The organism is Hydrogenophaga sp. GW101-3F08, assembly GCF_059424585.1.
Genome location: NZ_JBWKZP010000007.1, coordinates 77,341 through 102,063, shown reverse-complemented (window position 1 = coordinate 102,063; position 24,723 = coordinate 77,341). Strand labels below are relative to the sequence as shown.

At 69.6% G+C, this 24,723-nt stretch carries 24 protein-coding genes; 9 read left to right on the top strand and 15 right to left on the bottom strand.

Annotated features, from left to right (window positions below; translation table 11 throughout):
• The first annotated feature begins 454 nt into the window (after positions 1 to 454).
• Genes AC07YZ_RS17725 through AC07YZ_RS17710 form a run of 4 tightly spaced genes read left to right on the top strand, consistent with a single transcriptional unit; the run spans position 455 to position 2,722 of the window.
• Positions 455 to 1,000 carry a phage tail protein gene (locus tag AC07YZ_RS17725; RefSeq protein ID WP_319004767.1) on the top strand — a complete coding sequence of 182 codons (546 nt, stop codon included), beginning with the start codon at positions 455 to 457 and terminating at the stop codon, positions 998 to 1,000.
• Between the two features lie 46 nt (positions 1,001 to 1,046).
• Entirely contained in the window at positions 1,047 to 1,577 is a 531-nt protein-coding gene (locus AC07YZ_RS17720; RefSeq protein WP_226490016.1) for a phage tail protein, read from the top strand.
• Positions 1,578 to 1,608: 31 nt separating this feature from the next.
• Positions 1,609 to 2,148 carry a phage tail protein gene (locus AC07YZ_RS17715; RefSeq protein WP_226490017.1) on the top strand — a complete coding sequence of 180 codons (540 nt, stop codon included), beginning with the start codon at positions 1,609 to 1,611 and terminating at the stop codon, positions 2,146 to 2,148.
• A 1-nt stretch (position 2,149) separates the two neighbouring features.
• Complete coding sequence (locus AC07YZ_RS17710; protein WP_494795692.1) at positions 2,150 to 2,722, top strand: GNAT family N-acetyltransferase; 573 nt, start codon at positions 2,150 to 2,152, stop codon at positions 2,720 to 2,722.
• Here AC07YZ_RS17710 and AC07YZ_RS17705 read toward each other — a convergent pair.
• The 12 genes from AC07YZ_RS17705 to AC07YZ_RS17650 all read right to left on the bottom strand — a co-directional run bounded on the left by AC07YZ_RS17705 (position 2,715) and on the right by AC07YZ_RS17650 (position 14,028).
• A complete protein-coding gene (locus AC07YZ_RS17705; RefSeq protein WP_226490019.1) occupies positions 2,715 to 3,005 on the bottom strand; it encodes a DUF6916 family protein in 291 nt (96 codons plus the stop codon). The genes AC07YZ_RS17710 and AC07YZ_RS17705 overlap by 8 nt on opposite strands.
• Positions 3,006 to 3,111: 106 nt before the next feature.
• On the bottom strand, positions 3,112 to 3,594 hold the full coding sequence (locus tag AC07YZ_RS17700) for a DUF2147 domain-containing protein (RefSeq protein WP_494795691.1): 483 nt from the start codon (positions 3,592 to 3,594) through the stop codon (positions 3,112 to 3,114).
• 16 nt (positions 3,595 to 3,610) lie between these two features.
• The gene (locus tag AC07YZ_RS17695; RefSeq protein WP_494795690.1) at positions 3,611 to 5,047 is read right to left on the bottom strand and encodes an aldehyde dehydrogenase family protein; all 1,437 of its coding nucleotides are present in this window, start codon (positions 5,045 to 5,047) and stop codon (positions 3,611 to 3,613) included.
• An 11-nt stretch (positions 5,048 to 5,058) separates the two neighbouring features.
• Entirely contained in the window at positions 5,059 to 5,859 is an 801-nt protein-coding gene (locus AC07YZ_RS17690; protein WP_494795689.1) for an SDR family NAD(P)-dependent oxidoreductase, read from the bottom strand.
• Positions 5,860 to 5,871: 12 nt separating this feature from the next.
• Entirely contained in the window at positions 5,872 to 6,927 is a 1,056-nt protein-coding gene (locus AC07YZ_RS17685) for an NAD-dependent epimerase/dehydratase family protein (protein ID WP_494795688.1), read from the bottom strand.
• Positions 6,924 to 8,093, bottom strand: coding sequence for an MFS transporter (locus AC07YZ_RS17680; protein ID WP_494795687.1), 1,170 nt, complete (start codon positions 8,091 to 8,093; stop codon positions 6,924 to 6,926). The genes AC07YZ_RS17685 and AC07YZ_RS17680 overlap by 4 nt, the downstream gene beginning before the upstream one ends.
• A 21-nt stretch (positions 8,094 to 8,114) precedes the next feature.
• Positions 8,115 to 8,747: a hypothetical protein gene (locus tag AC07YZ_RS17675; RefSeq protein ID WP_494795686.1), complete on the bottom strand. Its 633-nt coding sequence runs from the start codon at positions 8,745 to 8,747 to the stop codon at positions 8,115 to 8,117.
• Positions 8,748 to 8,751: 4 nt separating this feature from the next.
• Positions 8,752 to 10,242: an aspartate aminotransferase family protein gene (locus AC07YZ_RS17670; RefSeq protein ID WP_494795685.1), complete on the bottom strand. Its 1,491-nt coding sequence runs from the start codon at positions 10,240 to 10,242 to the stop codon at positions 8,752 to 8,754.
• A gap of 27 nt (positions 10,243 to 10,269) precedes the next feature.
• Positions 10,270 to 10,911 (bottom strand): class II aldolase/adducin family protein, encoded by a 642-nt coding sequence (locus tag AC07YZ_RS17665; RefSeq protein ID WP_494795684.1) that lies wholly within the window; start codon positions 10,909 to 10,911, stop codon positions 10,270 to 10,272.
• Positions 10,908 to 12,527 (bottom strand): xylulokinase, encoded by a 1,620-nt coding sequence (locus AC07YZ_RS17660; RefSeq protein ID WP_494795683.1) that lies wholly within the window; start codon positions 12,525 to 12,527, stop codon positions 10,908 to 10,910. Before AC07YZ_RS17660 ends, AC07YZ_RS17665 begins: the two co-directional genes overlap by 4 nt.
• 139 nt (positions 12,528 to 12,666) lie before the next feature.
• On the bottom strand, positions 12,667 to 13,545 hold the full coding sequence (locus tag AC07YZ_RS17655) for a TorF family putative porin (RefSeq protein ID WP_494795682.1): 879 nt from the start codon (positions 13,543 to 13,545) through the stop codon (positions 12,667 to 12,669).
• A 60-nt stretch (positions 13,546 to 13,605) separates the two neighbouring features.
• Complete coding sequence (locus tag AC07YZ_RS17650) at positions 13,606 to 14,028, bottom strand: DUF2147 domain-containing protein (protein WP_494795681.1); 423 nt, start codon at positions 14,026 to 14,028, stop codon at positions 13,606 to 13,608.
• Positions 14,029 to 14,133: 105 nt separating this feature from the next.
• Between AC07YZ_RS17650 and AC07YZ_RS17645 the strand changes: the two genes are divergently transcribed.
• Positions 14,134 to 14,841, top strand: a complete 708-nt coding sequence (locus AC07YZ_RS17645) for a TetR/AcrR family transcriptional regulator (protein WP_494795680.1) — start codon at positions 14,134 to 14,136, stop codon at positions 14,839 to 14,841.
• A 15-nt stretch (positions 14,842 to 14,856) separates the two neighbouring features.
• Here AC07YZ_RS17645 and AC07YZ_RS17640 read toward each other — a convergent pair whose 3' ends face one another.
• Both AC07YZ_RS17640 and AC07YZ_RS17635 read right to left on the bottom strand, forming a co-directional pair.
• Entirely contained in the window at positions 14,857 to 15,741 is an 885-nt protein-coding gene (locus tag AC07YZ_RS17640; protein ID WP_494795679.1) for an SDR family NAD(P)-dependent oxidoreductase, read from the bottom strand.
• On the bottom strand, positions 15,734 to 17,149 hold the full coding sequence (locus AC07YZ_RS17635) for a flavin-containing monooxygenase (RefSeq protein WP_494795678.1): 1,416 nt from the start codon (positions 17,147 to 17,149) through the stop codon (positions 15,734 to 15,736). The genes AC07YZ_RS17640 and AC07YZ_RS17635 overlap by 8 nt, the downstream gene beginning before the upstream one ends.
• A 173-nt stretch (positions 17,150 to 17,322) precedes the next feature.
• Here AC07YZ_RS17635 and AC07YZ_RS17630 point away from each other — a divergent pair, with 173 nt between their 5' ends.
• A complete protein-coding gene (locus AC07YZ_RS17630; protein WP_494795677.1) occupies positions 17,323 to 18,372 on the top strand; it encodes an AraC family transcriptional regulator in 1,050 nt (349 codons plus the stop codon).
• Between the two features lie 18 nt (positions 18,373 to 18,390).
• On the opposite strand, the gene AC07YZ_RS17625 is transcribed toward AC07YZ_RS17630, so the two are convergent.
• Positions 18,391 to 19,782, bottom strand: coding sequence for an efflux transporter outer membrane subunit (locus tag AC07YZ_RS17625; RefSeq protein WP_494795676.1), 1,392 nt, complete (start codon positions 19,780 to 19,782; stop codon positions 18,391 to 18,393).
• A gap of 79 nt (positions 19,783 to 19,861) precedes the next feature.
• On the opposite strand from AC07YZ_RS17625, the gene AC07YZ_RS17620 reads away from it, so the two are divergent.
• The 3 genes from AC07YZ_RS17620 to AC07YZ_RS17610 are packed head-to-tail and all read left to right on the top strand — an operon-like array spanning position 19,862 to position 24,685.
• Positions 19,862 to 20,416 (top strand): TetR/AcrR family transcriptional regulator, encoded by a 555-nt coding sequence (locus AC07YZ_RS17620; RefSeq protein WP_494795675.1) that lies wholly within the window; start codon positions 19,862 to 19,864, stop codon positions 20,414 to 20,416.
• A gap of 46 nt (positions 20,417 to 20,462) precedes the next feature.
• Positions 20,463 to 21,584 (top strand): efflux RND transporter periplasmic adaptor subunit, encoded by a 1,122-nt coding sequence (locus AC07YZ_RS17615; protein WP_494795674.1) that lies wholly within the window; start codon positions 20,463 to 20,465, stop codon positions 21,582 to 21,584.
• A complete protein-coding gene (locus tag AC07YZ_RS17610) occupies positions 21,581 to 24,685 on the top strand; it encodes an efflux RND transporter permease subunit (RefSeq protein WP_494795673.1) in 3,105 nt (1,034 codons plus the stop codon). The genes AC07YZ_RS17615 and AC07YZ_RS17610 overlap by 4 nt, the downstream gene beginning before the upstream one ends.
• Positions 24,686 to 24,723 lie beyond the last annotated feature (38 nt).

Here is a 24,723-nt window from a genome sequence, read left to right as displayed (position 1 = left end):
CGCCAGCGACACACGCGCAAAGACGCACCCAGACTCAAAAATCCTGCTGGCATTTTTGCCCTCCCTCGCGGTCGTTTCGACCTGAGCTGTTAACTTGATCAGCGCGCAAAAACGGCCAATAAGGCTGGTCAGTATATTTACAACGGGCTACATAAAAGTTGCAGATTGGCCACGGACCTGCCTGTTTTGCTTTTTTCTTTGGCCGGTTTTCGTGAACATTTTGACGAAAAGACGACCCGGCCGAACAGCCGGCAAGAGGCCATTCACGGGGCGCCGCCCACGGCAGGGACGCCCTGAACACCTGGAATTCCAGCCCCAGTGGCTCCGGGCAATCCCCTTGGCCCACGCAAACATGGGCCTGGTGCGCGGCCTTGCCTCGACCACTCAAAGCACACAGAATGTAACAAGGCGGTGCCACATCCGCACCGCCGCCAACCACCCAGGGAGGATCGAAGTGAGTGACTTCTTCATTGGCCAGGTCATGATGACCGGCTTCAATTTCGCGCCGAAATTCTGGGCGCAATGCAACGGCCAGCTGTTGCCGATCAGCCAGAACCAGGCGCTGTTCTCCCTGCTGGGAACGCAGTTCGGGGGCAACGGCACCACCAACTTCGCCCTGCCCGACCTGCGCGGACGCTCACCCGTGGGTTATGCCAGCTCGGTGGACCCGAGCTGGCAGCCTCCGGCGGTGCAGATGGGCCAGACGGGCGGCGTCGAGAACGTCACGCTGCTGTCGAGCAACCTGCCGGCGCACACCCACACCATGGCGGCGTCGACCGCAGCGGGCGACAACCGCACCCCCGTGAACGGTCTGCTGGCCACCAGCACCAACTCCGCGACGGCGGCCAACCTGTACGCCCCCTCGAACGGTGCGCTGGTGGCGATGAACACCCAGTCGGTGGCCACGGCCGGCGGCAACCAGCCGCACCCGAACCTGCAGCCCTACACCGCGATCAATTTCTGCATCGCGCTCAGCGGCATCTTCCCCTCGCGCGACTAACGGCCCGACCCCAGGGCACCAGACTGATCATTCGGAGCACCGTTTCATGTCCACACCTTATATCGGCGAAATTCGCATGTTCGGCTTCGGCCGCACCCCCATCGGCTGGCAGGCCTGCGACGGCAGCCTGCTGCCGATTTCCCTCTACGAAACCCTGTTCGTCCTCATCGGTACCACCTACGGCGGCGATGGCCAGAGCACCTTCGCCGTGCCCGACCTGCGCGGCCGCCTGCCCATCCACCAGGGCCAGGGCCCGGGGCTGAGCAACTACGTCATTGGTCAGATGGCCGGCACCGAAAGCGTGACGCTGCTGACGACCCAGATGCCAACGCACACGCACACGATGGTCGTGACCACGGGCGCGGCCACCGCGCTGACACCGGGCAACAACCTGCTGCCTGGCTCGGTCAGCGGCGACGTCTTCTACGCCACCGACGTCACCGGTGCCACACCCGCCCCGATGTCCGCGCAATCCACCACCATCGCTGGCGGCTCGCAACCGCACGAAAACACCATGCCCACACTGACGGTGCAGTACTGCATCGCCACCGAAGGCATCTTCCCGCAGCAGGCCTGAACGCGGCACAACCCCACGAAGGAATCAGATCATGAGCGAACCCTTTATCGGCGAAATCCAGATGTTCGGCTTCTACTTCAACCCGCGCAACTGGGCGTACTGCAACGGCGCCACGCTGCCGATCTCGCAGAACACCGCGCTGTTCGCCCTCATCGGCACCATCTACGGTGGCAACGGGACGACCACGTTCCAGTTGCCCAATTTCGCGGCCCGCGCCGGTTGTGAGCAAGGCCAGAGTCCGGGGCTCAGCGAACGCGTGCTGGGCGAGACCTTCGGCGTCAACACGGTCACCCTCATCAGCACCGAGATCCCGGTGCACAACCACGGCGTCAACGCGTTCGCCCAATCCGATCGCGCCAAAAAGAGTGGCACGCCTGGCAACAACAGCGCGCTCTCCACGCTGGGCAGCAATACCGCGAGACCGTTCAATGATGCGTCCCCCAGCACCACCTTTGCCCCGAACATGATCTCGCCGAACCAGGGCGGTGGTTTCCCGCATGAAAACCAGCAACCGTATCTCGGCGTGAATTTCTGCATCGCGCTGCAGGGCGTCTTCCCCTCCTTCCCCTGACGTGGCAACGGCCGCCCTGCAAGGCTTGGCGCCGTTCCCGCCGGAACGTGCCGAACACCGGCCCGAGCCCGCGCTCTTCACCGAGCGCGGGTTTTCTTTGCGCGCACTGCGCGATGCGGACCTGCCCTGGCTATGCGATCTCTATGCCAGCACGCGCAGCGAGGAGATGGCCCTGGTGCCGTGGCCGGACCCGGTCAAACGACAGTTCATCGAACAGCAGTTCACGCTGCAGCACAGGCACTATCTGGCGCACTACCCCGAGGCCTGTTTCTGGGCCATCGAGCACCGGCACGGCGGTGCGGCGGGCAACTGCTACCTGCTGCGCACGCCACCCGAGCACCTGATCATCCACATCAGCCTGTTTCCGGACGCGCGCAATGGCGGGCTGGGCTCGGCGCTGATCCGGCAATGCCAGGCCGACGCGGCCGACGCCGGGTGTGGTGTGCGCCTGCACGTGCTGCAGACCAACACCGGGGCCCGCCAGCTCTACGAACGCCTGGGGTTTGTCGCCGAAGACGGCGAGGGCTCGCACCTGCTGATGCGCTGGACGCCCCGAGAGACGCCGCTCAGTTGAACACCGCCTGGTACAGGAAGCCGGCCTTCTCGTACGCGATGGGCACCAGAAAGATGCCCACCTCGCCCACCCGCGGGTGGTGCATCGGGTAGATTTTCTGCGGGAACACCACGGCGGCGGTGTTGCGGAACAGCAGGGAAAACGGCTGGCGCACCGGGTGGGGCGCACCGTTCCCCAGGGGCCGGGCTTCGACCAGCACGAACTCCAGGTTCACATCGTCCAGCCGGGTGGCGAAAGGCTCGTTCACGCAGCCCGAAAAGTGTTCCAGCGTCAGCAGTTCCATGAAGTGAGGCTCCCTGCCCCACACACAGAGCAGCCGTTCATTATCGCCGCAGGGCACGCCCGTCACTGACGCCGAGACGCGCGTGGCGCGGACCTCCAACCGCGGTTCACCGCCCCGCGCCGTTGACCGATATGGACTCGGGTTTGCGGTCCGCGCAGCCAGGGGGAACCTCTGCCACGCGGGTGAAGATCTCCGTCTCGCCATTGATCTCGCTGCCCACATAGGCGCGCACATGCAGGTTGCCGCCTTTCAGGCGCAGTTTGGCGCTGTAGAACTTGCGCTTGCGGGTGTCGAAGGCCCAGCCCTCGCGCCAGACACCGCCGTCGAACTTCGACGCCTCGAAGACCTTGCGGTTGCAGTCCAGCGAGGTGCTGCGCTGGGGGTTGTTGACTTCGGCGTCCCACACGATCACACCGCACAGCGCCGTCGGCGGGGCGTTCTTGTACAGCGGGCAGCGCTGCAACTGAACGATGCCTTCGCCCTGGGCCGTCTTCCAGTAGCCGACGAAGTCGTCCCCGTTGTCCTGCGCCTGCGCATGGCCCACGCTGGCGCCGATCAACATCCCTGCGAAAACGGTGCTCATCTTCATGGTGTGTTCCCTCTCGTCAGACCCAGCGCAGCGCCCGCAGCAGCGCCGTGCTGAGCCGGTTCTTGCGCGCGGTGTAAGGCGGGTAGAACAGGCTCAGCACCATCCAGCGGCCTGAAGCGAGGCAGGCGCGCTCGTGCGAAAACGCCTTGAAGCCGAACACGCCATGCGCACTGCCGATGCCCGAGTGGTTGACGCCGCCAAACGGCAGGCCGCCGTGGGCGTACTGCTGCACACAGTGGTTGAGGCAGATGCCGCCCGAGCTGGTCTGCGCGGTCACTTTCGCCTGGGTGGACCGGTGGTGGCTGAACAGGTAGAGCGCCAGCGGTTTGGGCTGGGCGTTGATGCGGCGGATCACGTCGTCGATCGCATCGAAGGCCTCGATCGGCAGCACCGGGCCGAAGATTTCCTCGGCGCTGATGCGCGCGTCGGCCGGCACATCGGCCAGCAGCGTCGGCGCCACGTATCGCGCCGCGGCGTCGTGTCGCCCGCCGGCCAGCAGCGTGGCGCCGCGCGCGAGTGCGTCGTCAATCAAGGCGCCCAGGCGTTCGGTGTGGCGGCGCGTGATCATGCGCGCCAGGTCGGGGCTGGTCGCGACAGCGGCGTCGGTTGCGCCGTAGCGCGCCGCGATCAGGTCTTGGCACAGCCGCACGAAGCGGTCTTTGACACTGCGGTGCACGAACACGTGGTCGGGCGCGACGCAGGTCTGGCCGGCGTTGGTCAACTTGCCCCACAGGATCAGCTCGGCCGCGCGCTGCAGGTCGGCGGTCTCGTCCACGATCACCGGTGACTTGCCGCCCAACTCCAGCGTCACCGACGTCAGGTGCTGCGCGGCCGCGCCCATCACGATCTTGCCCACCGCCGGCGAGCCGGTGAAGAACACATGGTCAAAGGGCAGCGCCAGCAGCTGCTGTGCGGTGGCCACCCCGCCCTGCACCACCGTGGCTTCGGCCGGGTCGAACAGCTCGGCCACCAGCTCGGCGACAAGGGCGTTGACATGGGGTGTGAACTCCGAGGGCTTCAGCATCACCGTGTTGCCCGCCGCGATGGCCGACACCAGCGGGCCGAGCAAGGTGTTCACCGGGTAGTTCCAGGGGCCGATGATCAGGCAGCGCCCGCGCGGCTGGACCAGCACCCGCGCGCGCGTGCCCAGCGTGGTGAGCGTGGGCCACACCCGTTGCGGTCGCATCCAGCGCGCCAGGTGCGCGATGGCGTGGCGCGCTTCGTCCACCACCGGGAGCAGCTCGGTCAGGTCGACCTCCAGCGGCGGCTTGCGCAGGTCGGCCGCAAAGGCGGTGTACCAGGCCTCGCGGCGCTTGAGCAGCGCGTCGCGCAGCCGACGGAGTTTGGCCACCCGATCACGGGCGGTGGAGCAGCGCAGCGCCAGCGCGGTGGGGGCCTGCTGCGCAAACAGCGCCGCGATGACGGCCGGGTCTGCGTCGTGGGTGGTGTGCATGGCCAGGGCCTTCATGTGGTGGGCGGGCTACCCGCTGCATGGGCGGGCAGCGCCGGCAGCTCCCTGCGCAGGATGTGTGTGGTCCAGCGCTTGGGCAGCAACAACGCCAGCCGCACCAGCCAACGCATGGTGAAGGGGAACAGGTAATCCAGGGGCTCGCGGCGCAGAGCGTGCACGATGTGCTCGACGGCCTGCGCCTCCGACAACGCCAGCGGCGCGGGCATGCCGTCATTGGCGGTGGCCTCGGTGGCCACGAAGCCGGGGTAGATGGAGACGAAACGGACGCCCAACGGACCGAACTCGATGCGACAGGTGTCGATCAGCAAGCGCAGCGCACCCTTGGCCGCCGAGTACGGGCCTTGCAGCGGCACCCCCAGCCAGCCCGCCAGCGAGTTGGTCAGCGCCACCAGACCGTGCCCCTGGCGCACCATCTGGTGCAGCACCGGGAACAGGACGTTCACCGCCACGTCGTAGTTGGAACGCATGCAGGCGGTGACTTCGCGGGCGCCCATGGTCCGCATGTCCAGGGCGGGCGCGCCACCGGCGTTGAGCACCACGAGGTCGATGCGGCCGAACCGGCGCACCACCTCTTTCACCACCTGCTCGGCAGCGTCCGGGTCCTGGGCGTCTACTGCCAGCGCCAGCCCCAGGTCGCCGCGTTGCGCCATCTCGTCCACCAGGGCATCGAGCCGCTCCTGGCGCCGGGCGGTGACGGTCACGACCGCGCCCTCGCCGGCCAGCCGCAGCGCCAGCACCCGGCCGATCCCGGACGACGCACCGACGATCAGGACCACCTTGTTCTTGAATTCCACCGTGACGCTCCCTCACGTTGCCGAAGCGCTGCGGCGCTGGCGCAACCACTCGATCGCATGCTCGGTCAGGGTCTCCCGGATCGACCGGTAGGCGATGCCCAGTTCGTCGATGCTGCGCCGGTTGTCGACCGGGAACCGGATGCCCAGGTGGTTGCGGATGTACTCGGGCGTCAGACCGAACGCGGGACCGATCAGCCGGACCAGCCAGTCGGGGATGGTGTGGCGCGGCAGCAGCCAGGGCCGGGGGTGCACGCTGCGCAGGATCTTCGAGATCTCGACGAAGGAGATCATCTCCTTCTCGGCCAGGATGTAGCGCCCGTGCGCTTCCTGCCGCTCGGCCGCGCGGAGATGGGCCAGGGCGACCTCGCGCACGTCCACCGTGGTCAGGCTCAGGTCGGGCATGCCGTAGAACAGCACGCCGCGCAGCATCTCGTCGAGCAGGAACAGGCTGCCGGACACCGATTCGGGTGTGAGTGAGGGGCCGAGGATCAGGCCCGGGTTGATCGTCACCAGGCTCCAGCGCTGCTGCAGACCGTGCAGCCGCCAGGCCTCCTTTTCGGCCTCGACCTTGGACAGGTGGTAGGGGTTGTTCTCCAGCGTGCTGCTGGTGTTGAAGTAGGCCTCGGAGAGCACACCGCCCTTCATCTGCCGCACGTCGATGTAGTCGCCGAAGATCGCGCCGACGGTCGAGGTCATCACCACGCGCTGCACACTGGGGATGCGCTCGACGCCGCCCAGCACGTTGCGCGTGCCCTGCAGCGCCGGTTCGAGCATCTGGCGGCGCCCGTCGGTGATCTTCTCCGGCAGCAGGAAGGGCGAGGCCACGTGGTGCACCACCGAGCAGCCCGCCATCGCCGCGTCGAAGGAACCGGGTTTGAGCAGGTCCGCCTCGAACAGGACCAGGCGCCCCGGGAACTGCTGCTGCAGGGCGTGCAGGGGGCGCAGCTTGGCCGTCTGGCCCAGGCTGCGCACCGTGGCGTGCACGGTGTACCCGGCTTCCAGCAGCAGGCGCGTGAGGTGCGCGGCCACAAAACCGCTGGCACCCGTGACCAGGTGAATGGTGTTCAAGGCAAGACCCTCACAGGTTGTGCGCCGCGGCGCGTTCGGGTCAGCAGCGCCAGCGCGGCCGCAGTCATGGCAAACGCCACGCTGAGCAGGGGAACGGCGCTGGCGTCGTTGCCCTCGACCATGAACGAGGCCGTGAGCGGTCCCAGGGCGCTGCCCAGCAGCTGCGCCGCCGGCACCAGGCCGGCCAGGCGGCCGCTGGGGTCGGCGCGGAACGCCAGGCCGATGTGGAACGGCAGCATGAACAGCCACACAAAACCGAACGCCGCGCAGGCCAGGGAGAAGGTGCGCACGCCACCCGCAGGCAGTTGGTGAACGGTGGCGGTGACCGCGGCCAGGGCCATGGAACAGAACACCAGGGTGGGCACCAGCGGCAGCCGGCGCACCGCCAGCGCCGCCACGCTGCCGCCCACCACCTGCATCCCCAGCACCGCGGCCACCAGGGTCTGCGCGGCGCGTGCGTCCAGCCCCACGGCCTGGCCCAGCGGCTCCAGGTAGGCCCAGAACGAGCCCAGCGCCGCCAGCTGCAGGAACACCACGGCCAGAGGCTGCAGCGTGCGGGCCGACCAGCGGAAGCCCGAGACGGCGGGCGGGGCCAGGGGCGACAGGCGCGCGGGCTGCACGAACGCCAGCAGACAGGGCAGCAGCGCCAGCAGGCCCAGCGCCGCGAAGCCGCCCGGCCAGCCCCAGCGCGGAATGATGGCGTTGGCCAGCGCCAGCCCCAGCAGGGCCTGGGCGATGGTCTGCAACACGAAGAACACGCCGCCGATGCGCGCCGGCTGGGCCGTGCGCACGATCACGCCGGTGGTGCCCCAGATCAGCACCCCCTCGGCCAGGCCCGCGCCCGCCCGCACGGCCGCCATGCCGCCGTCGCCCACGGCATGCAGGGTGAGCAGGTCCAGCGCCGCGGCGCACAGCGCGGCGAGGATGGTGATCAGCCGCAGCCGCGCGCCGGACAGCAGGGTGTCGCCGAGCACCACGCCCAGCCCCAGCATGATGATCTCGGCCATGGCCACGATGCCCACGCCCTCCAGGCTGACGTGGCCGGCCTCGACCAGGGCACCGAGCAGGATGGGCTGCACGCCCACCATGAGCACGGCGATGGTGCCGATGGCCAGCGCGCCGGCCAGTTGCACAGGGGAAACGCTCGGATCGGGTCGGGATGACATGGCAGGCCCCTCCAGGATGGATCAGTAACCGTTGCTCTCTTCGGGCAGATGCCCTTGCACGAACCGCACCGCCGCGCGCTGGCGGTCTTTCGCCAGTCGCCGGTTGGCCACCAGGCGGACGATCCAGGGCAGCGCACGCACGCGCCCGTTGCCGGCCACGGCCAGCACATAGGCCTTGGCGCACTTCTCGAACAGCTCGGCGTTGAGTGCCAGGCGCAGCGGGGTCATGCCCAGACAGACCGGCCGGCCCCGCAGCAGCAGCACATTGCCACCTCCCCGCAGCACCGCCGGGACATCGCCCACGCTCGCGCTCGGCGGCCCCATCGGTCCCAGATGGCGCGCCTGCTCGTCAAACACCTGCGGCATCGCCCCCCCGAAATCCGCCAGGCAGCGCCCGAAACGGCCACCGCCTTGGGCGATGACGCCCACATCGCTCCGCGCGGCGTAGACCGCGGCATGCGCCTCTGCGTCACGGTGTGCCGCGCGCCAGACCAGTCGCTGCGGTGCGCTGTCGTGGGCGAGCCCGAACCACATCGCCTCGGTGCCAGGGATGCGCAAGGACAGGCTGGCGTCCTCGCCTTCGAGCAGGCGCTTGGCCTGCAGCCGGTCGCGCAGCCCGGCCCATTGCGTGCGCAGGTCTTGTTCGATGTTCATCGCCTCACACCAGCTTGAAGACATCTTCGAAGCGGTTGAGCGCATCGTCGATCACCTCGTCGGTGTCGGCCAGGCTCGTGTAGATGCGGCTGCCGGCCAGGGTGATCAGGCCGTGGGCGGTGTACGCGGCACCCATCTCTTCCATCATGTGCTTGCGGCGCTTGGCCTCGTCCTTCACCTTCAGCAGCTTCCACAGGCTGCTGGTGTCCAGCAGCAGCACGCCCGAGGTCTGCAGGTGCACGATGGAGCCCATGTTGTAGGTCACGTAGGGTAGGCCCAGGCGGTTGATGATCTCCTCCAGCCCCTGGCACAGGCGGTCGCCCGCGCGGCCCGCCACGCCAGCGGCGTCGGTGCGCTGCGCTTCCAGCAGCGCATAGTAGCCAGCCACGCAGGACAGCGGGTTGGCCGAGAGCGTGCCGCCCACGAAGGCGCGCTTGGCGGTGGAGCCGATGCCACCCACCAGCATCATCATGATGTCCTTGCGCCCGCCGATGGCCCCCGCCATGGGGTAGCCGCCGGTGAGGCACTTGCCCAGCACGGTGAGGTCGGGCGTGACGCCGAAGTAGGCCTGCGCGCCGCCCATGCCAACGCGGAAACCCGTCACCACCTCGTCGAAGATCATCAGCGCGCCGAACTCGTTGCAGAGCTTGCGCACCTGGCGGTTGTAGTCGGGGTGCACCGGGCGGGTGCCGCTCTCGGGGCCCAGGGGTTCCAGCAGCACGGCCGCCGTGCCGCCGCGCAGGCGGTTCCAGCGCAGCTGGCTGCGCAGCGCGTCCAGGTCGTTGGGGTTGCACTCCTGCGTGTTGCCGGTGGCGCCACGCGGGATGCCCACGGCCTCCATGCGGCCGGTCTTGGGCAGGCGCATGCCGTAGACCAGCTGGTCGCTCCAGCCGTGGTAGGCACCGCCCACTTTGATGATGCGCTTCTTGCCGGTGTAGGCACGCGCCAGGCGCACCGCGCCCATCACCGCCTCGGTGCCCGAGCCCAGCAGGCGCACCATGTCCACGCCCGGCATGCTCTGGCACACCAGCTCGGCCAGCTTGACCTCGTACTCGTGCAGCAGGCCGGTGACGGGGCCGCACGAATCCAGCACCTCGTTGACCTTCTGGCGCACCGCCGGGTGGTTGGAGCCCAGCAGCGTGGGGCCACCGGCCTGCAGGAAGTCGATGTAGCGGTTGCCGTCCACGTCGGTCATGTGGGCGCCGTCGGCCTGGGTGATGGCGAGCGGGAACGGGTGGTTGAAGGCCAGGTTGTGCTGCACGCCGCCGGGGATCACGGCCTTGGCGCGCTCGGACAGGCGCCTGGAACCTTGGCAGCGCTCGTCGAAGTAGCGCATCACCTGGGGCATTTTGTCGCTGCGGATGGGCCGCATGGGCTGCTTCACCAGTTCGGAAAAGCGGCGGTAGAGCTTGTCCACGTCGGGCCAGGCCGAGATGGCGGGACGGGGGGCGGTGGTGGCCGCGGCGGCGGTGTGAACGGAGGACAGGTTGCTCATGGTGATTGGATCGGGAAAAGGGATGGATCAGGCGGCAAGCGCGTCGGCGACGCGCCGCAGGGCCGCCTGCATGAAGGGCTCCCGCTCGGCACGCGCCGCGATGCGCTGCAGCAGCAGGGATGTGCACAGGGTTTCGAGCTCTTCCACCGCCTGCAGGGCCGCGCCGGGCGTGGCACCGCAGCAGAGCACGCCGTGGTTGAGCATCAGGTAGGCGTTGGTGTCCGGGCGCAACTGGCGGGCCAGCTTGGACGACAGCCAGCCGCTGCCCGAGGGGGCGTAGCCCGCCACGGGAATGCGCTCGCCCAGCAGCCTTCGCAGGGGGCCGGGCGGCACCTCCAGCGGCCGGCCCAGCAGGGCGCAGGCGCTGGCCACGGGCTGGTGCGTGTGCACGCTGGCCTGCACGTCGGGCCGGGCGCGCAGCACCTGCGCGTGCAGGCCGCTCTCGACCGACGGCGACTTGCTCCCTTCGACCTGCCGCAGGTCGGCCAGACGCAGCACGCACACGTCGGCCGCGGTCATCGTCAGGTAATCGGTGGCCGAGGGTGTGACGGCGATGTGCTCCGCATCGATGCGCAGCGCGATGTTGCCGCCGGTGCCCGAGAAGTGGCCCCGGTGCGAGAGTTCGATGCACAGCTCGACCACGGTCTGGCGGATGTTCTGCGTGTTCATGCGGCGGCCCCCTGCGGTGCGTTGATGCGGTGGTACAGCGGCGCCAGGCGGGTGCGCACTTCCTTGAAGGTTTCGAACTGGTCGCCGTACAGGCGGCGCAGCGCGCTGGAAGGCTCGTAGATGGCCCGCGTGCGCCGCAGGTGACCCAGGTCGGCAAACGACAGCGCGCCCATGCCCACCCCGGCGATGAACGTGGCGCCGATGGCGTTGGTCTGGATCGGGTTCTCCAGCTGGCGGATCGGCTGGCCGGTCACGTCGGCCATGATCTGGCACCACACGTCCGACTGCGCACCGCCGCCCACGGCGGTGATGGTGCCAGCGTTGCGCCCGAGCAGGCGCGCGAAGGGCTCCAGCATCCAGCGCGTGTTCAGCGCCACGCCTTCGAGGAAGGCGCGGAAGATGTCTTCGCGGGTGTGCTCCAGCGACATGTTGAGCAGCCCCGCACGCAGGCGCGGGTCGTCCACCGGCGTGCGCTCGCCCAGCAGCCACGGCGTGTAGATCAGGCCGCGTGCACCCGGCGGCACGCGCGCGGCGATGCGGTTGAGCACCTCGTAAACGGCGGGGTGTTCCTCGTCGCTGGCGAGTTCGTCGGGGTGGTAGAGGATGCGGTCGCGCAGGAACGAGAGGTTGGCCCCGGCCGTGGACTGCAGCGCCATCGCGAGGTAGCGCCCGTCCACCGCGCTGGGCACGGCGGCGATCTTGTGGCGCACGTCGGTCTTCATGAACGGCACGTGCGCGCCCAGCCAGGACGAGGTGCCCAGGTACAGATGGGTTTCGAAGTCGCCCACGGCCGCGCCCACGGCAACGGCGGAGTTGTCCACGGCGCCGGCGACCACCACCGTCTTTGGGCCCAGGCCCAGGGCCTGCGCGACGCCAGGCAGCAACGGCCCCAGCACGTCGGTGGAGTGCACGATCTCCGGCAGCTTGGCTGCATCGATGCCCAGCATGCGGATCAGGCTTGCGTCATAGCGGATCCGGTGCGGGTCCCGGTTGTTGGTCACCCAGGAGGTGACGGTTGAATCCTGCGTGGCGCAGAAGCGGCCGGACAGGCGCAGGTTCAGGTAGTCCAGCACGTTGAGGAACTTGTGGGTGCGCTCGTAGCGCTCGGGCTCTTCGTCGCGGAGGTAGGCCATGTGCCCGGCCGAGTCGCGCCCCGAGAGCGACGGCGCACCGCCGGTCAGCCGCAGCCAGCGCCACAGCTTGATCGGCCCGTAGCCTTCGATGCTCGGGCCGCGCCCGCGCACGCGGCGCGCCATCGCCGCCGCGCCGCGCGAGTCGAGCCAGGTCAGCGCCCGCCCGATCGCCTGACCGTTGCGATCGACGCACACCGTGCCTTCGGTCTGTGTCGAGCAGCACACCGCGACCACGCGGCTGCGCAGGCCGGCATCGGCCCCGAGGATCTCGCCCGCGCTGTCGATAAAGGCCGACCACCAGTCCTGCGGCTCCTGCTCGGCCAGGGCGCCCTGCACGTGCAGCTTCACCGCCCGGAAAGCCCATGCGAGCACGGTGCCATCGAGCGACACCAGGGCGCACTTGCAACCCGAGGTGCCCAGGTCGACGGCGAGCACGAGGCGCGCGTCGGCCTGGCCGATGGGTTTGTCGAGCAATGGGGGCATTTCAGTGGCTCCACCGCACGGCGCGCAATCCGCGATGCATGAAACGGTCCAACCGGGGACACCGCCGGGCCGGCTTCGCCGGACGGCTGGTGTCGCCCCCTTGGGGGTAGCGCGAAGCGCTGCGGGGGTATTCCATCTTTCAGAAGCTGCGTGCGACCGAGACGACGAGGCGGCTGTTGTCCGTGGCGCGTGCCTTGTCACCATCGAGCGCGATGTAGAGCTCGCGCACCTTGGTGCGGGTGGTCATCCATTCGGCGCTCCAGTTGAAGCCCCAGCGCTTGTGCGTGATGCCCACCGAATAGTCGGCGAAGTTCGCTTCCTTGAAGTTGGCGATCTTCTGGTAGCCGCCATGCAGGTTCAGCGCGGTGGTCGGGTTCAGATCAATCTTGTAGCCCAGGTCGAACAGCCAGCTGCCGCGCGAGCCGTGGTCGCCGCGCGCATAGCAGGCCAGCCCCGGCATGGGGTCGGCCATCAGCGAGAGCATGGTGCCGCACACACCGCCCGTGTTGGCGCCGCGGTAGGTCTTGGAGATCACATTCATGGCGCGCGCTTCCAGCGCGCCGTAGCCGATCTCGGCGACGGCGAACGCGCTGTCGTACTTGGTGCTGCGCCAGTCCGTGGGCGTGCCGGTGCTCATGTCGAAGCCGTGGGGCGCTTCGAAACTCGCGCCCGGGAACAGCTCGGTGGCCAGGCCCACGCCGTAATGCCAGCCCTCGGGGTCGCCAAAACGGTAGCCGCCAGCGAGCGTGACGCCCAGGCCTTCGCCGCCGAGGAACTGCTTCTTGCTGACCGTGGCGAACTCCGCCAGGCCGACGAAGCCGCTTTCGTGCGCGGCCTGCACGCTGAGCTTCGCACCGGGCCGGTTGAACGAGTCGGAGACGCCGCGGCTGCGCTGGTCGGAGGTGACTTTCAGCTCCGTGGTCACGGCGAAACTGGCCGTTTCCTGGGCGAACGAGGGCACGGCCGCGCCGGCCAGCAAGCTGGCGATGGCGACCGACAGGGGGCGGATCGGATTCATGGGGGACTCTCCTTGGGCGGTGGTTGGGAGGGGGGACGGGGGGGAACGCAGGGGACGGGATCAGGATTTGCAGACCGGCGCGGTGGGCAAGGTGGCCACGCGCTTGAGCTGTTCGGTCTGGCCGAGGATCTCCACGCCCACGAAAGCACGGATGCGCAGTTCGTCGGCCTTGGCGCGCACGGCGCCCTTGTATTTCTTACCGTCGCGCGGGTCGTAGACCCAGCCGTCGCGCCAGGCGTCCTTGTCGTAGCGCGCGAGCTGCGCGATGCGCACACCGCAGGTGTCGACCGGGGTGCCGGCGTCCTTGTCCCAGACGATGGTTCCGCACAGCGCGCCGGGCAGCTCGGCGCAGGGCGCGAAGCGGATCACCGCGTCGTTCTCCGCCGTCATCCACAAGCCTTGGGCGTCCTCGGGTCCGGCGGCTTGCGCCGACATGGCCAGCGACCAGCAGACAACGGCGATCAGGCGGGTCAGGGTCTTCATGGCGTGCACCTTTCTTGCGCTAGGACAAGGAATATTTAGATAGTGATGGCTAGTATATAGTGATGACTATTGTTTTTGTGAAAAAAATTACTGGGAGAATCCCTGATGCCAACCCTGCTCCGCCCCATGCCACCGATGCGCAAACCCCAGCCTTCCCTGGTCACCAAGAAGCAGCCCGCACAGCAGCGCGCCACCGAGACCTATGAGCGCATCCTGGAAGTGACGGCGCAGACCCTGGCCGACGTGGGGATCGAGCGGCTGTCGACCAACCTGGTGTGCGAGCGCGCCGGGCTCACGCCGCCCGCGCTTTACCGCTACTTCCCCAACAAGTACGCGCTGCTGTCCGAACTGGGGCAGCGCCTGATGCAGGCCCAGAACGAGCGCGTGGACCGCTGGATCACGCTGGAGGTGTTCAACGGGGGCGTCGAGAGCCTGGAGCGGGCGGTCGAGGGGCTGATCATCGACACCTACGAAGCCACGGTGCAGACCGTGGGCGGGGTCTGGATCATGCGGGCCCTGCGCGCCGTGCCCGCCTTGCAGCAGGTGCGGCTGGCCTCGCACACCGCCGTCACGCAGGAGCAGGCCCGGCTGCTTGCGCTGGCCCTGCCCGAAGCCGACGCGGCCGAGCTGGCGCTCGTCAGCCGCATCGTGGTGGAACTGATCTACGCCACCGTCGAGATGATCTTCGACGAGCCGCTGGACGTGAAGGCCGTGGCCCGCACCGTGGCCGGCATGATCGCCAGCCACCTGACCCGCATCCGACCGGACGCCGCACCGCCGCGCAAGGCTGCCGGCAAGTCCGCGGCCCGCTGACGCCAGAGGCCACCCTCACGGACCCGGCGGCGGCCCGAGCTGCCAGACGCCGTCCTGCTGGCGGATCATGCCGCGCTGTTCCAGTGAGGCCAGGTAGCGGCGGTGCCCCGCATCGCCCTGCCGCCGGAACAGCGGAATCAGCCGCCCGAGCAGGTTCGGCACCAGCATGGCCAGCCGCACCGTCCAGGACTCGCTGGGCCGCACATACCGTTCGAGGCAGGGCTGGTCCAGCATGCGCAGCACCTGCAGCGCCACCTCGTCGGGCTGCTGGGGCGGGTCGATGAACTGCAGCTTGTTGCCGCCATCAATCGCCTCGCGCACCAGCATCGGCGTCTCGGTCGCCGACGGGTTGATGATCCCGAACTTCACCCCCAGGCGCGGCCCGTCCAGGCCCAGACAGAGCATGGCGCCGCGCAGGCCGAACTTGGTGGCCGAATAGACGCTGGTTTCGGGCAGCGGGAAGATGCCCCCGAGCGAGACGATGGAGATCACCCGGCCGTCCGCCGCCTGGCGCAACTGGGGCAGCAGGCTGTGCGTCAGCAGCACCGGCGCCAGCAGGTTGATGTGGAACTCCCCCTGGATGGAGGCCAGGCTGCGCTGCTCGAAGGGCTGCGTGTCCGCCACCGCGGCGTTGTTGACCAGAAGGTCCAGCCGCCCGATGCCGTCGCGCACTTGGGCCACCAGCCGCTGCACCGCGTCGGCGTCGGTCAGGTCGGCCACATGCGCCGTGGCCAGGGGCCCCAATGCGCGCACCGCCTGGTCCAGGCCGGCCGCGTTCACATCCACCAGCAGGCAGCGCACGCCGCGTTCGATCAGCCGCGCGGCGATGGCCCGGCCCAGACCGCCCGCGCCGCCCGTGATCAGCGCCACCCAGCCGGAACAGTTCAAGGGCTCAGCCATGGGACACCACCTCCCGCACCGGTGCCTGCGGGCCCGGTGCCGGGGCCGTGGGCGCAACCCTGACGCGGTCGTAGAAGGCCTCGCTCAGCTCGTTCCAGCCCATGCGAGCGCGCAGCTTGCGCAGGTAGGTCTTGAAGGAATGTGCGTCGATGTACACCGCGTGGCGCGGCGAGTCGACGAAGCGGATGCCGCCCGAGAGGTCGGGCTGGTCGTGTTGGATCAGCTGGTCAAAGCGGGCCGCGCTGGCATCGCGGTCCCGCTGGGCCTTCAGGTAGGCGGCGATCATGAAGGCCTGGGTGTCGAACAGCTTGTAGGCGCTGGAGTTGTTCTCCAGGTAGCCGATGCCGAACAGGTTGCGGTGGTCGCGGCTGAACATCGAGAGGTAGAGCTGCGGGCGCCCGCCCCGCCATTCGAAGTACTCGGCCGCGTAGCGGCAGCTCCAGCGGTAGCCGGTGGCGCACAGCACGAGGTCGACCTCTTCGCGCGAGCCGTCCTTGAACACCACGGCGTGGCCGTCCAGGTGCGAGATGTCGGGCTTGACCGCGATGTTGCCGTGCTGCAGGTGGTGCAGCAGCTGCGCGTTCATCAGCGGGTGGCTTTCGAACAGGCGGTGGTCGGGCCGGGGCAGACCGAAGCGGGTGAGGTCGCCGGTCATCAGGCGCAGCAGCCCGGTCATGATGGGCCGCGCCAGCCACAGCGGCAGGTGCGGCCCCGACTCGCCGAACTCGTCGGCCGGCATGCCGAAGATGTGCTTGGGGATGAAGTGGTAGCCGCGCCGCACGCTGATGAAGGCGCGGTCCGCGTGGGTGGCCGCGTCGCAGGCGATGTCGGCCCCCGAGTTGCCCGCCCCCACCACCAGCACCCGCTTGCCGCGGAATTCGTCGCCCGACCGGTAGGTGACCGAGTGGCGCAGTTCGCCGCTGAACCGGCCTTCAAAGGTCGGCAGGTTCGGGTCCCAGTTGCAGCCGGTGGCGCAGATGACGGCCTTGTAGCGTCGGCGCGTGCCGTCGCTCAGTTCAACCACCCAGTGGCCCGCCGCATCCTTGCGCACCTGGTTCACGCCGGTGCCCAGTCGGATCGCGCCGCGCAGGCCGTAGGCATCGGCGAAGCTGCGCACGTAGGACAGGATCTGCCGGTGCAAGGGATAGTCCGGAAAGTGTTTCGGCATGGGGAAGCCCATGAACCCGGACAGGTCGCGCGACGAGATGAAATGCGCCGACTCGTAGATCGGCGAGCCCGGGTTGTCCATGTCCCAGAGGCCACCCACGTCGTGGTGCCGCTCGAACTGTTCGTAGGGCAGGCCCTGGGCTTTCAGTGCCCGAGCCGCACTCAGGCCGCCGGGGCCGGCGCCGATGATGCAGGTGGCCTCGCCGCAGTCGACGACGCCGGGTTCGGTGGTGGGGGTCATGGTGTCTCCTTCGTGGCTGGATGGGGTGTCTGGTGCCGGGGCTGGTGCGAAACAGCTGGCGTGAATCTAGAGGCGACCCCGCCTTCGACCGGAGACCCATCCGGCCAGACAGGGGACCATTGCGGCCACGCATCGGTCACACTCCGGTCACGCCACGGCCTCCTCCAAACCCCATGACCCCACCACGCCCAGCCCCCGCACCCGGCGGCGACGCCCACCACCTCACCGACGCCACGCTGGTGCCCAACACCGCACGCTCCCTGCTGGGCCTGCTGCGCGAGCGCGGGCTGCCGCCCGGACGGGTCTGCCGGGGGCTGGGTTTTGGCTACCGCGACCTGTTCGACCTCGGCATGCGGCTGTCGTACCGGCAGCTGCGACTGCTCATCGTGCGCAGCTACCAGGCCCTGCAGGACCCGGCGCTCGGCCTGTCCGCCGGGGCGCGGCAGACCCCGGTGTCCTGGGGGCTGCCCGGGCTGGCCATGCTGACCTGCGAAACCCTGGGCGAGGCCATTGAGTACGGCCTCGCGCACCAGGGCGATGTGGGCGCCCTGCTGGAGCACAGCTCGTCCATCCAGCGCGACGAGCTGGTGCTGGAGGTCCGGCCCAAGCAGTTCGATGTCGCCATCGAACCCTTTCTGGTGGAAGAGGCCTTCTCCAGCGCCGTGGCCGTGGTGCGCGGCCTGGTCGGCCCGGGCTACAGCCCGCGGCGGGTCGAACTGGCTTATCCGCGACCGGCCCACGCCCGCGCCTACACCCAGATCTTCCGCTGCCCGGTGCACTTCGGCGCCGGGGCGAACCGGCTGGTCAGCGATGTGAAGTGGCTGGGCAGCCCGCTGCCCGGCTACGACGAGATCACCTGCGCGCCGTTGCGCGCCCAGCTCGACGGCTTTCTGCGGCGACCGGAGCGCCGCAGCGACCTGGTCGAGTCCATCGCCAGCCGGTTGCGCGCCCACCTGGACCAGCCCCAACCCCTGCACGCCGTGGCGCAGGAGCTGAACATGAGCGAACGCACGCTGCGCCGCCGCCTGACCGAACAGCGGCTGTCCTACCAGGGCCTGCTGGACGACATCCGGCACGAGCGCGCACGCGACCTGCTGCAGCACGCGGGCCTGCCCGTGGCCGAGGTGGCCCTGGCCTGCGGGTTCTCCGATGCCCGCAGCTTCCGGCGCGCGTTCAAGCGCTGGTCGGGTGCGCTGCCCGGTGAGCGCCGCGGCGCACCCTGAACGGCGTCGCCGGCCGGTTCACACCCGGCCGGCGAACGCGCGGCGCACCGACACGCCCGCCACCCACTGGGCGCCGCGCGCCTGCAGCAGGGCATCCTGCGCGCGCAGGTGGCTGCGCCGCACGTCCAGCACGGTGTCCAGGCCCACCAGGCCGGCCTCGTACAGCCGCTGGCTGCGCGAGACGGCGTCGGCCGCCGCGCGCTGTGCCCGTTCCAGCTCGGCCACGGTGGTCTCGGCCGCGGCCAGTTGCACCAGTGCGGTTTCGGCATCGGCCAGCGCGCCGATCATGGCCTTTTCATAGCTGGCCATGGCTTCCTGGGTACGCGCCTCGTGCACGGCGATGTTGGCGCGGATGCGGCCACCGTCGAAGATCGGCAGCGCCAGCGACACCCCGTAGCCCACCACGAGCGTGGGCGACGCGCTCGCCCCGTCCACACTGAGGCGCTCCTTTCGGCCCGCCCAGTCCAGCTGGATGCGCGGGTAGAGGTCGCGCCGTGCCACGCCCAGCCGCGCGGCGGCGGCCTCCAGCGCCCGGGCCTGCAGCTGCACGTCGGGACGGCGCTCCAGCAGCTCCGCCGGCAGCAGGCCGGCCGGTGCGGCGATGTCGGGCGCATCGGTGTCGGCAAAGGCCAGCACGGGATCGGGCTGCGCGGCGCCGGTGAGCACCGCCAGCTGGCGCTGGCGCGCGCGTTGCGCGCCTTGCAACTGCGCGAGGGCGGCCCGCTCCTGCCCCCGTTCGGCCAGCAGACGGTCCACGTCCAGCGCAGTCGACTGGCCCGCGTCGAAGCGCCGCCGCGCCACTTCGATCTGGCGCTCCAGGGTGGCCAGTGCGTCGCGCGCCACGGCCTCGCGGCGCCGCAGCGCCTGGATCTCGAACCAGGCCGTGCCCACGTCGGCCGCGATGGTGACCCGCATCGCCTGCTGCGCCAGCTCGGCACCTTGTGCGTCGAGGGTCGCCGCCTGGCTGGCCAGGCCCTGCGCGCCGAACAGGTCGGGCTCCCAGCTCGCGCGCAGGCCACCCGACGACACACTGGCCTTGGGGTTGGCGCTGGAGTCGCGCCCTCGCTGCGCGCTGGCCGCAAGACCCAGTTGCGGCAGCTGTTGTGCATCGGCCGCCTCGACGTCGGCGCGCGCCTGCAGCACGCGGGCCGCGGCAATGTGCAGGTCGCGGTTGGCGCGCAGCGCCGCCTCCACCAGCGCGTTGAGTTCGGCACTGCCGGCCGACGCCCACCAGGCATCGGACACCGGTGCAGCCGCCTGGGCGGTGGGCGCCGCCAGGGGGGCGTCCGCACTCCAGCCAGCGGGAGCCTTCCAGGAAGCGGTGGGTGCGGCCACCGGCGCAGCGCAGCCCGCCAGCGCCAACAGCGCGGCGGTGGCCAGGGCCAGACGGGTCGTGGAAAAACAGGACATGAACGATCTCCTTGTTGACAGACGGTGTTCGTAACTTTACTATACGTGTAGTATAGTTTCAACCACTTCAGGAGCCCCCATGGCCAACCCACCAGGACGCAGCAGTTCACGCGAGAAGCTGCTGGACGCCGCCGCCGAACTGATCGCCACCCACAGTGTTCAGGAGCTGACGCTGGAGGGCGTGGCCGCCGCCGCCGGCGTCACCAAGGCCGGCCTGATCTACCACTTCAAGACCAAGGACGATCTGCTCGGCGCCCTGGTCGAGCGCATGAGTCTGGAACTCGACCAGCGCAGCCGGGCCAAGGCCGCACAGCGCGGCGCCACCACCAGCGCCCGGCTGATGGCCCTGGTGGACGACACCTTCGACATGCCGCCCGGCGAAAAACGCCTGCAGGCCAACCTGCTGGCCGCGGCCACCAGCTACCCGCACCTGCTGGGCCCAGTGCAGCAGCTCTTCGACCGCACCTACGGCGAACTGTCCGACGCCGGCCCCGAGGCGGGCCTGGCACTGGTGGTGGCCGCCGCCTTGGACGGCATCTCGCTGCTGGAGCTGCTGAACCTGCACCAGTTCAGCCCGCAACAACACGCCACCATGCGCCAGGCCCTGCAGCAGCTCGCCCAGCGCTTTGACTGACGACGCCCCCGCTTTCCCCTGCCCTTCTGAACCGGACACCCTGCCCATGCCCTCGCCCCGTCGCAAGACCATCGCCATCGCCACCCTGCTGGCCGCGCTGCTCGCCGGCTGCACCGAAGCGCCCCCGCCCGCCGCCACCGCGCCCCGCCCCGTCAAGCTGGAACGTGTGACCGCTGCCGCAGCCAACACCACACAAACCTTCATCGGCACCCTGCGCGCCCGCCAGCGCGCCGAGCTGGGGTTCGAACAGCCGGGGCGCATCGCCGCCCTCCTGGTCGACGTGGGCGACCGGGTGCGCGCCGGCCAGGTGCTGGCGCGCCTGGACGCGGCGCCCGCGCAGTGGCGGCTCGACAAGGCACAGGCCGACCGCACCGCCGCGGCCGCCGCGCTGGCCGAGCGCACGACCCAGCTGCAGCAGCACGATGCCCTGGCCAGGGACCAGATCATCTCGGCCACCGCGCTGGAAGCGGTGCAGACGCAGCACCGCGTGGCGCTCAGCCAGCTGCAGGCCGCCGACGCCGCGCTGGCCATGGCGCGCCGCGACCTGGCGCTGGCGGACATCAAGGCACCCTTCGACGGCGAGATCGTCGCCCGCACCACCCAGCCCCACAGCGATGTGGGCGCCGGCCAGACGGTGCTGCAGATCGAGGCCGGACAGGCGCTGGAGGTGGTCAGCATGCTGCCCGAGGCGACCGCCGCGCGCCTGCGACCCGGACAGACCGCGACCGCCCGGCTCGACAGCGCCGCACAGGGCGGTGACGCACGCCCGCTGAAGCTGGAGCGCTTGTCCACGCACAGCGACAACGGCTCCCTGGTGCAGGCGGTGTTCCGCCTGGAAGGCGCCGCGCCCGGCCTGCGCAGCGGCTCGGTGGTGTCGGTGGAACTGCCGCAGCCCCGGGCCGCCGGCGTGACCGTGCCCGCCCCCGCCCTGCTGCCGGCCTCCGCGCCCGGCGCGGCCAGCGTGTTCCTGTTCGACGCGGCCCGGGGCACGCTCGTGCGCCGCGCGGTGCAGATCGGCAACGAAGTCCTGTCCGGCGGCCGCATTCCCGTCACCTCGGGGCTGCAGGCGGGCGACCAGGTGGTGGTCGCGGGCGCCGCCTTCCTCACCGAAGGCCTGGCCGCCGTGCCCCACGCGCCGACCACCTTGCTGCACGGAGCGCAACCATGAAGCTGACGGAATCCGCGCTCGGCGCCAGCCGACTGACCTTCTTCGTGGCCGCGCTGGTGCTGCTGGCCGGTGTGTTCGCGTTCCTGAAGTTCCCGTCGCAGGAAGAGCCGTCCACCACCATCCGCGACGCGATGATCTTCGTCGCCAACCCCGGCCTGCCGGTGGAGCGCATGGAACAGCTGATTGCGCGCCCGCTGGAAGAGCGGCTGCGTGAGCTGCCCGAGATCAAGCACGTGGTCAGCACCGTGCGCACCGGCTTGTCCATCGTGCAGGTCACGGTCCACGAGAACCAGGCCGACCTGCAGCCGATCTGGCAGAAGGTGCGCGCCAAGGTGGCCGAGGTGTCGCCGCAGTTCCCCGACGGCACGCTGCCGGTGCAGGTGAACGACGACTTCGGGCGCGTCGCGGTGGCCTCCATCGCCGTCACCGCGCCGGGCTTTGCCATGAGCGAGATGCGCGAGCCGCTCAAGCGCCTGCGCGACCAGCTCTACACCCTGCCGGGCGTGCAGAGCGTGAGCTTCCACGGCCTGCAGGACGAACGGATCTACATCGAGTTCGACCGCGCGCGCCTGGCCGGCCTGGGCCTGGGCGCCCCGGCCGTGCTGCGGCAACTGCAGCAGCAAAACGTGGTGCTTTCGGGCGGTCAGGTGGTGCTCGGCGGGCTCAACAGCGCCCTGGTCTCCTCCGGCGAAATCGTCTCGCTGGAGGCGCTGCGGCAGTTCGTGCTCAGCGTGCCGCAGCGCAGCGGCAGCACCGATGCCACCGTGCGCCTGGGTGACATCGCGCGCATCCAGGTGCTGCCCGCCGACCCGCCGGATTCGGCCGCCATCTACCAGGGCGAGCCGGCGGTGGTGCTGGGCGTGTCCATGCGCGCCGGCCAGAACATCAAGGCGTTTGGTGAGTCCCTGAAAGCGCGCGTGGCCGAACTGCAGCAGCAGTTGCCGGCCGGATTCACGCTCGACTACGTGACCTTCCAGGCCGACGTGGTGGACCGCGAAATGGGCAAGATGAACCGCGTGATGGGCGAGACCATCGTCATCGTGATGGCGGTCGTGGTGCTGTTCCTGGGCTGGCGCGCCGGCCTCGTGGTCGGCAGCATCGTGCCGCTGACCATCCTGGGCACGCTGATCGCGATGCAGATGTTGTCGATCGAGCTGCACAACGTGTCGATGGCCGCCATCATCATCGCCCTGGGCCTGCTGGTGGACAACGGCATCGTGATCGCCGAAGACATCGAGCGGCGCCTGGCCGCTGGCGAGGACCGCCGCGAGGCCTGCATCCGCGCCGGCCAGACGCTGGCCATCCCGCTGCTCACCTCGTCGCTGGTGATCATCTTCGCGTTCTCGCCCTTCTTCTTCGGCAACACCTCCATCAACGAGTACCTGCGCCCGCTCGTGATCGTGCTCGCGTTGGCGCTGCTGGGTTCGTGGCTGTTCTGCCTGACGGTGACGCCGCTGCTGTGCTACTACTTCCTCAAGCCGTCGCAGCACGCCGCGCAGCCTGAGCCCAACGCCGAGTCGAAGTTCTACCGCACCTACCGGCGCGCCATCGGCACGGTGCTCGACCACAAGGCGATCTTCCTCGGGGCGATGGCGCTGCTGTTCACGCTGGCGATGCTGCTGCTGTCGAGCGTGCCGGCGGGCTTTTTGCCGCCCTCCGACCGGCCGCAGTACCAGATCGCCATCGAGCTGCAGCCGGGCAGCGACTCGCGCGCCACGCTGTCCACCGTGCAGGCCGTCAGCCGCTGGCTGAGCGACAAGGAAGCCAACCCCGAGGTGACGACCAGCATCGGCTACGTGGCCGACGGCGGGCCGCGCATCATCCTCGGGCTCAACCCGCCGCTGCCGGCCTCGCACATCGGCTACTTCACCGTCGGCGTGAACGACAAGGACGCACTCGACCCGATGATCGAGCGCACCCGCGCCTGGCTGGCCAGCCACCACCCCGAGCTGCGCGCCGACGTGAAGCGTTTCTCGCTCGGTTCCAGCGACTCCGGCACCGTGGCCTACCGCATTGCAGGCCCCGACGAAGGCGAGCTGCGCCGCCTGGGTGAGCAGCTGCAAACCGCCCTGCGCGGCGTGCCCGGCGTGGTGGGTGTGCGCGACGACTGGGACGGCCGCGTGCCGCGGCTCGACGTGCAGATCGACCAGCGCAAGGCACGCCGCCTGGGCATCACCAGCGAAGACGTGGCCACCTCGCTGGGCGCGCGCTTCAGCGGCCTGGCCGTCTCCACGCTGCGCGATGGCGACACGCTGGTGCCGCTGGTCGTGCGCGGTTCGCAGGCCGAGCGCCAGCAGCCCGAGGACGTGGCGAACAGCCTGATCTACCCGGCCACCGGCGCCGCGCCGGTGCCGCTGTCGGCGGTGGCGACGGTCTCGGTGAACTCGGAGCCTTCGGTCATCCGCCGCCGCGACCTGTCGCGCACGCTGACCGTGCAAGGCCGCAGCGAAACACAGACCGCGCAGCAGGTGGTGGACCAGCTCGCCCCGGCCGTGGCGGCGCTTGCGTTGCCGCCGGGCTACCGCATCGAACTCGGTGCCGAGATCGAAGAGGCGGCCGAGGCCAACGCGGCGCTCAGCGAGTACCTGCCGCACGCGGCGGTGGCGATGCTGATCCTTTTTGTCTGGCAGTTCGGTTCGTTCCGCAAGCTGGCGCTGATCCTTGCCATCATCCCGTTCGCGTTGATCGGCGTGGCCCCCGCGCTGAAGATCGCCGGCGAGCCGCTGGGCTTCATGGCCAACTTCGGCCTGCTGTCGCTGGCCGGCATCATCGTCAACAACGCCGTGCTGCTGCTCGAGCGCATCGAGGCCGAGCTGCATGCCGGCCGGCCGCTGCGCGAAGCGGTGGTGGTTTCGGCGGTGCAGCGGCTGCGCCCGATCGTCATGACCAAACTCACCTGCGTGGCGGGCCTGGTGCCGCTGCTGCTGTTCGGCGGGCCGCTGTGGTCAGGCATGGCGGTCACCATCATCGGCGGCCTGGCCCTGGGCACGCTGGTCACGCTGGGGCTGGTGCCGGTGCTGTACGAGTTGCTGTTCGGCGGGCGGCTGGCGCGCTGGCTGGCGCGGACGTCCACTCCCGGCGGGGTGGGCATGTCTGCATGAGACAAACGCGTTCATGATCTGAGGCGCTCAATCCTCGC

Bases quoted from the DNA above. Each gene is read 5' to 3' on its own strand.
- AC07YZ_RS17700 (WP_494795691.1), bottom strand. From the start codon at position 3,594: ATGAAGATGAGCACCGTTTTCGCAGGGATGTTGATCGGCGCCAGCGTG.
- AC07YZ_RS17720 (WP_226490016.1), top strand. From the start codon at position 1,047: ATGTCCACACCTTATATCGGCGAAATTCGCATGTTCGGCTTCGGCCGC.
- AC07YZ_RS17660 (WP_494795683.1), bottom strand. From the start codon at position 12,527: ATGCCCCCATTGCTCGACAAACCCATCGGCCAGGCCGACGCGCGCCTC.
- AC07YZ_RS17630 (WP_494795677.1), top strand. From the start codon at position 17,323: ATGACCCCACCACGCCCAGCCCCCGCACCCGGCGGCGACGCCCACCAC.
- AC07YZ_RS17675 (WP_494795686.1), bottom strand. From the start codon at position 8,747: ATGAACATCGAACAAGACCTGCGCACGCAATGGGCCGGGCTGCGCGAC.
- AC07YZ_RS17615 (WP_494795674.1), top strand. From the start codon at position 20,463: ATGCCCTCGCCCCGTCGCAAGACCATCGCCATCGCCACCCTGCTGGCC.
- AC07YZ_RS17655 (WP_494795682.1), bottom strand. From the start codon at position 13,545: ATGAATCCGATCCGCCCCCTGTCGGTCGCCATCGCCAGCTTGCTGGCC.
- AC07YZ_RS17635 (WP_494795678.1), bottom strand. From the start codon at position 17,149: ATGACCCCCACCACCGAACCCGGCGTCGTCGACTGCGGCGAGGCCACC.
- AC07YZ_RS17665 (WP_494795684.1), bottom strand. From the start codon at position 10,911: ATGAACACGCAGAACATCCGCCAGACCGTGGTCGAGCTGTGCATCGAA.
- AC07YZ_RS17625 (WP_494795676.1), bottom strand. From the start codon at position 19,782: ATGTCCTGTTTTTCCACGACCCGTCTGGCCCTGGCCACCGCCGCGCTG.
- AC07YZ_RS17640 (WP_494795679.1), bottom strand. From the start codon at position 15,741: ATGGCTGAGCCCTTGAACTGTTCCGGCTGGGTGGCGCTGATCACGGGC.
- AC07YZ_RS17650 (WP_494795681.1), bottom strand. From the start codon at position 14,028: ATGAAGACCCTGACCCGCCTGATCGCCGTTGTCTGCTGGTCGCTGGCC.
- AC07YZ_RS17680 (WP_494795687.1), bottom strand. From the start codon at position 8,093: ATGTCATCCCGACCCGATCCGAGCGTTTCCCCTGTGCAACTGGCCGGC.
- AC07YZ_RS17705 (WP_226490019.1), bottom strand. From the start codon at position 3,005: ATGGAACTGCTGACGCTGGAACACTTTTCGGGCTGCGTGAACGAGCCT.
- AC07YZ_RS17610 (WP_494795673.1), top strand. From the start codon at position 21,581: ATGAAGCTGACGGAATCCGCGCTCGGCGCCAGCCGACTGACCTTCTTC.
- AC07YZ_RS17695 (WP_494795690.1), bottom strand. From the start codon at position 5,047: ATGCACACCACCCACGACGCAGACCCGGCCGTCATCGCGGCGCTGTTT.
- AC07YZ_RS17645 (WP_494795680.1), top strand. From the start codon at position 14,134: ATGCCAACCCTGCTCCGCCCCATGCCACCGATGCGCAAACCCCAGCCT.
- AC07YZ_RS17620 (WP_494795675.1), top strand. From the start codon at position 19,862: ATGGCCAACCCACCAGGACGCAGCAGTTCACGCGAGAAGCTGCTGGAC.
- AC07YZ_RS17715 (WP_226490017.1), top strand. From the start codon at position 1,609: ATGAGCGAACCCTTTATCGGCGAAATCCAGATGTTCGGCTTCTACTTC.
- AC07YZ_RS17670 (WP_494795685.1), bottom strand. From the start codon at position 10,242: ATGAGCAACCTGTCCTCCGTTCACACCGCCGCCGCGGCCACCACCGCC.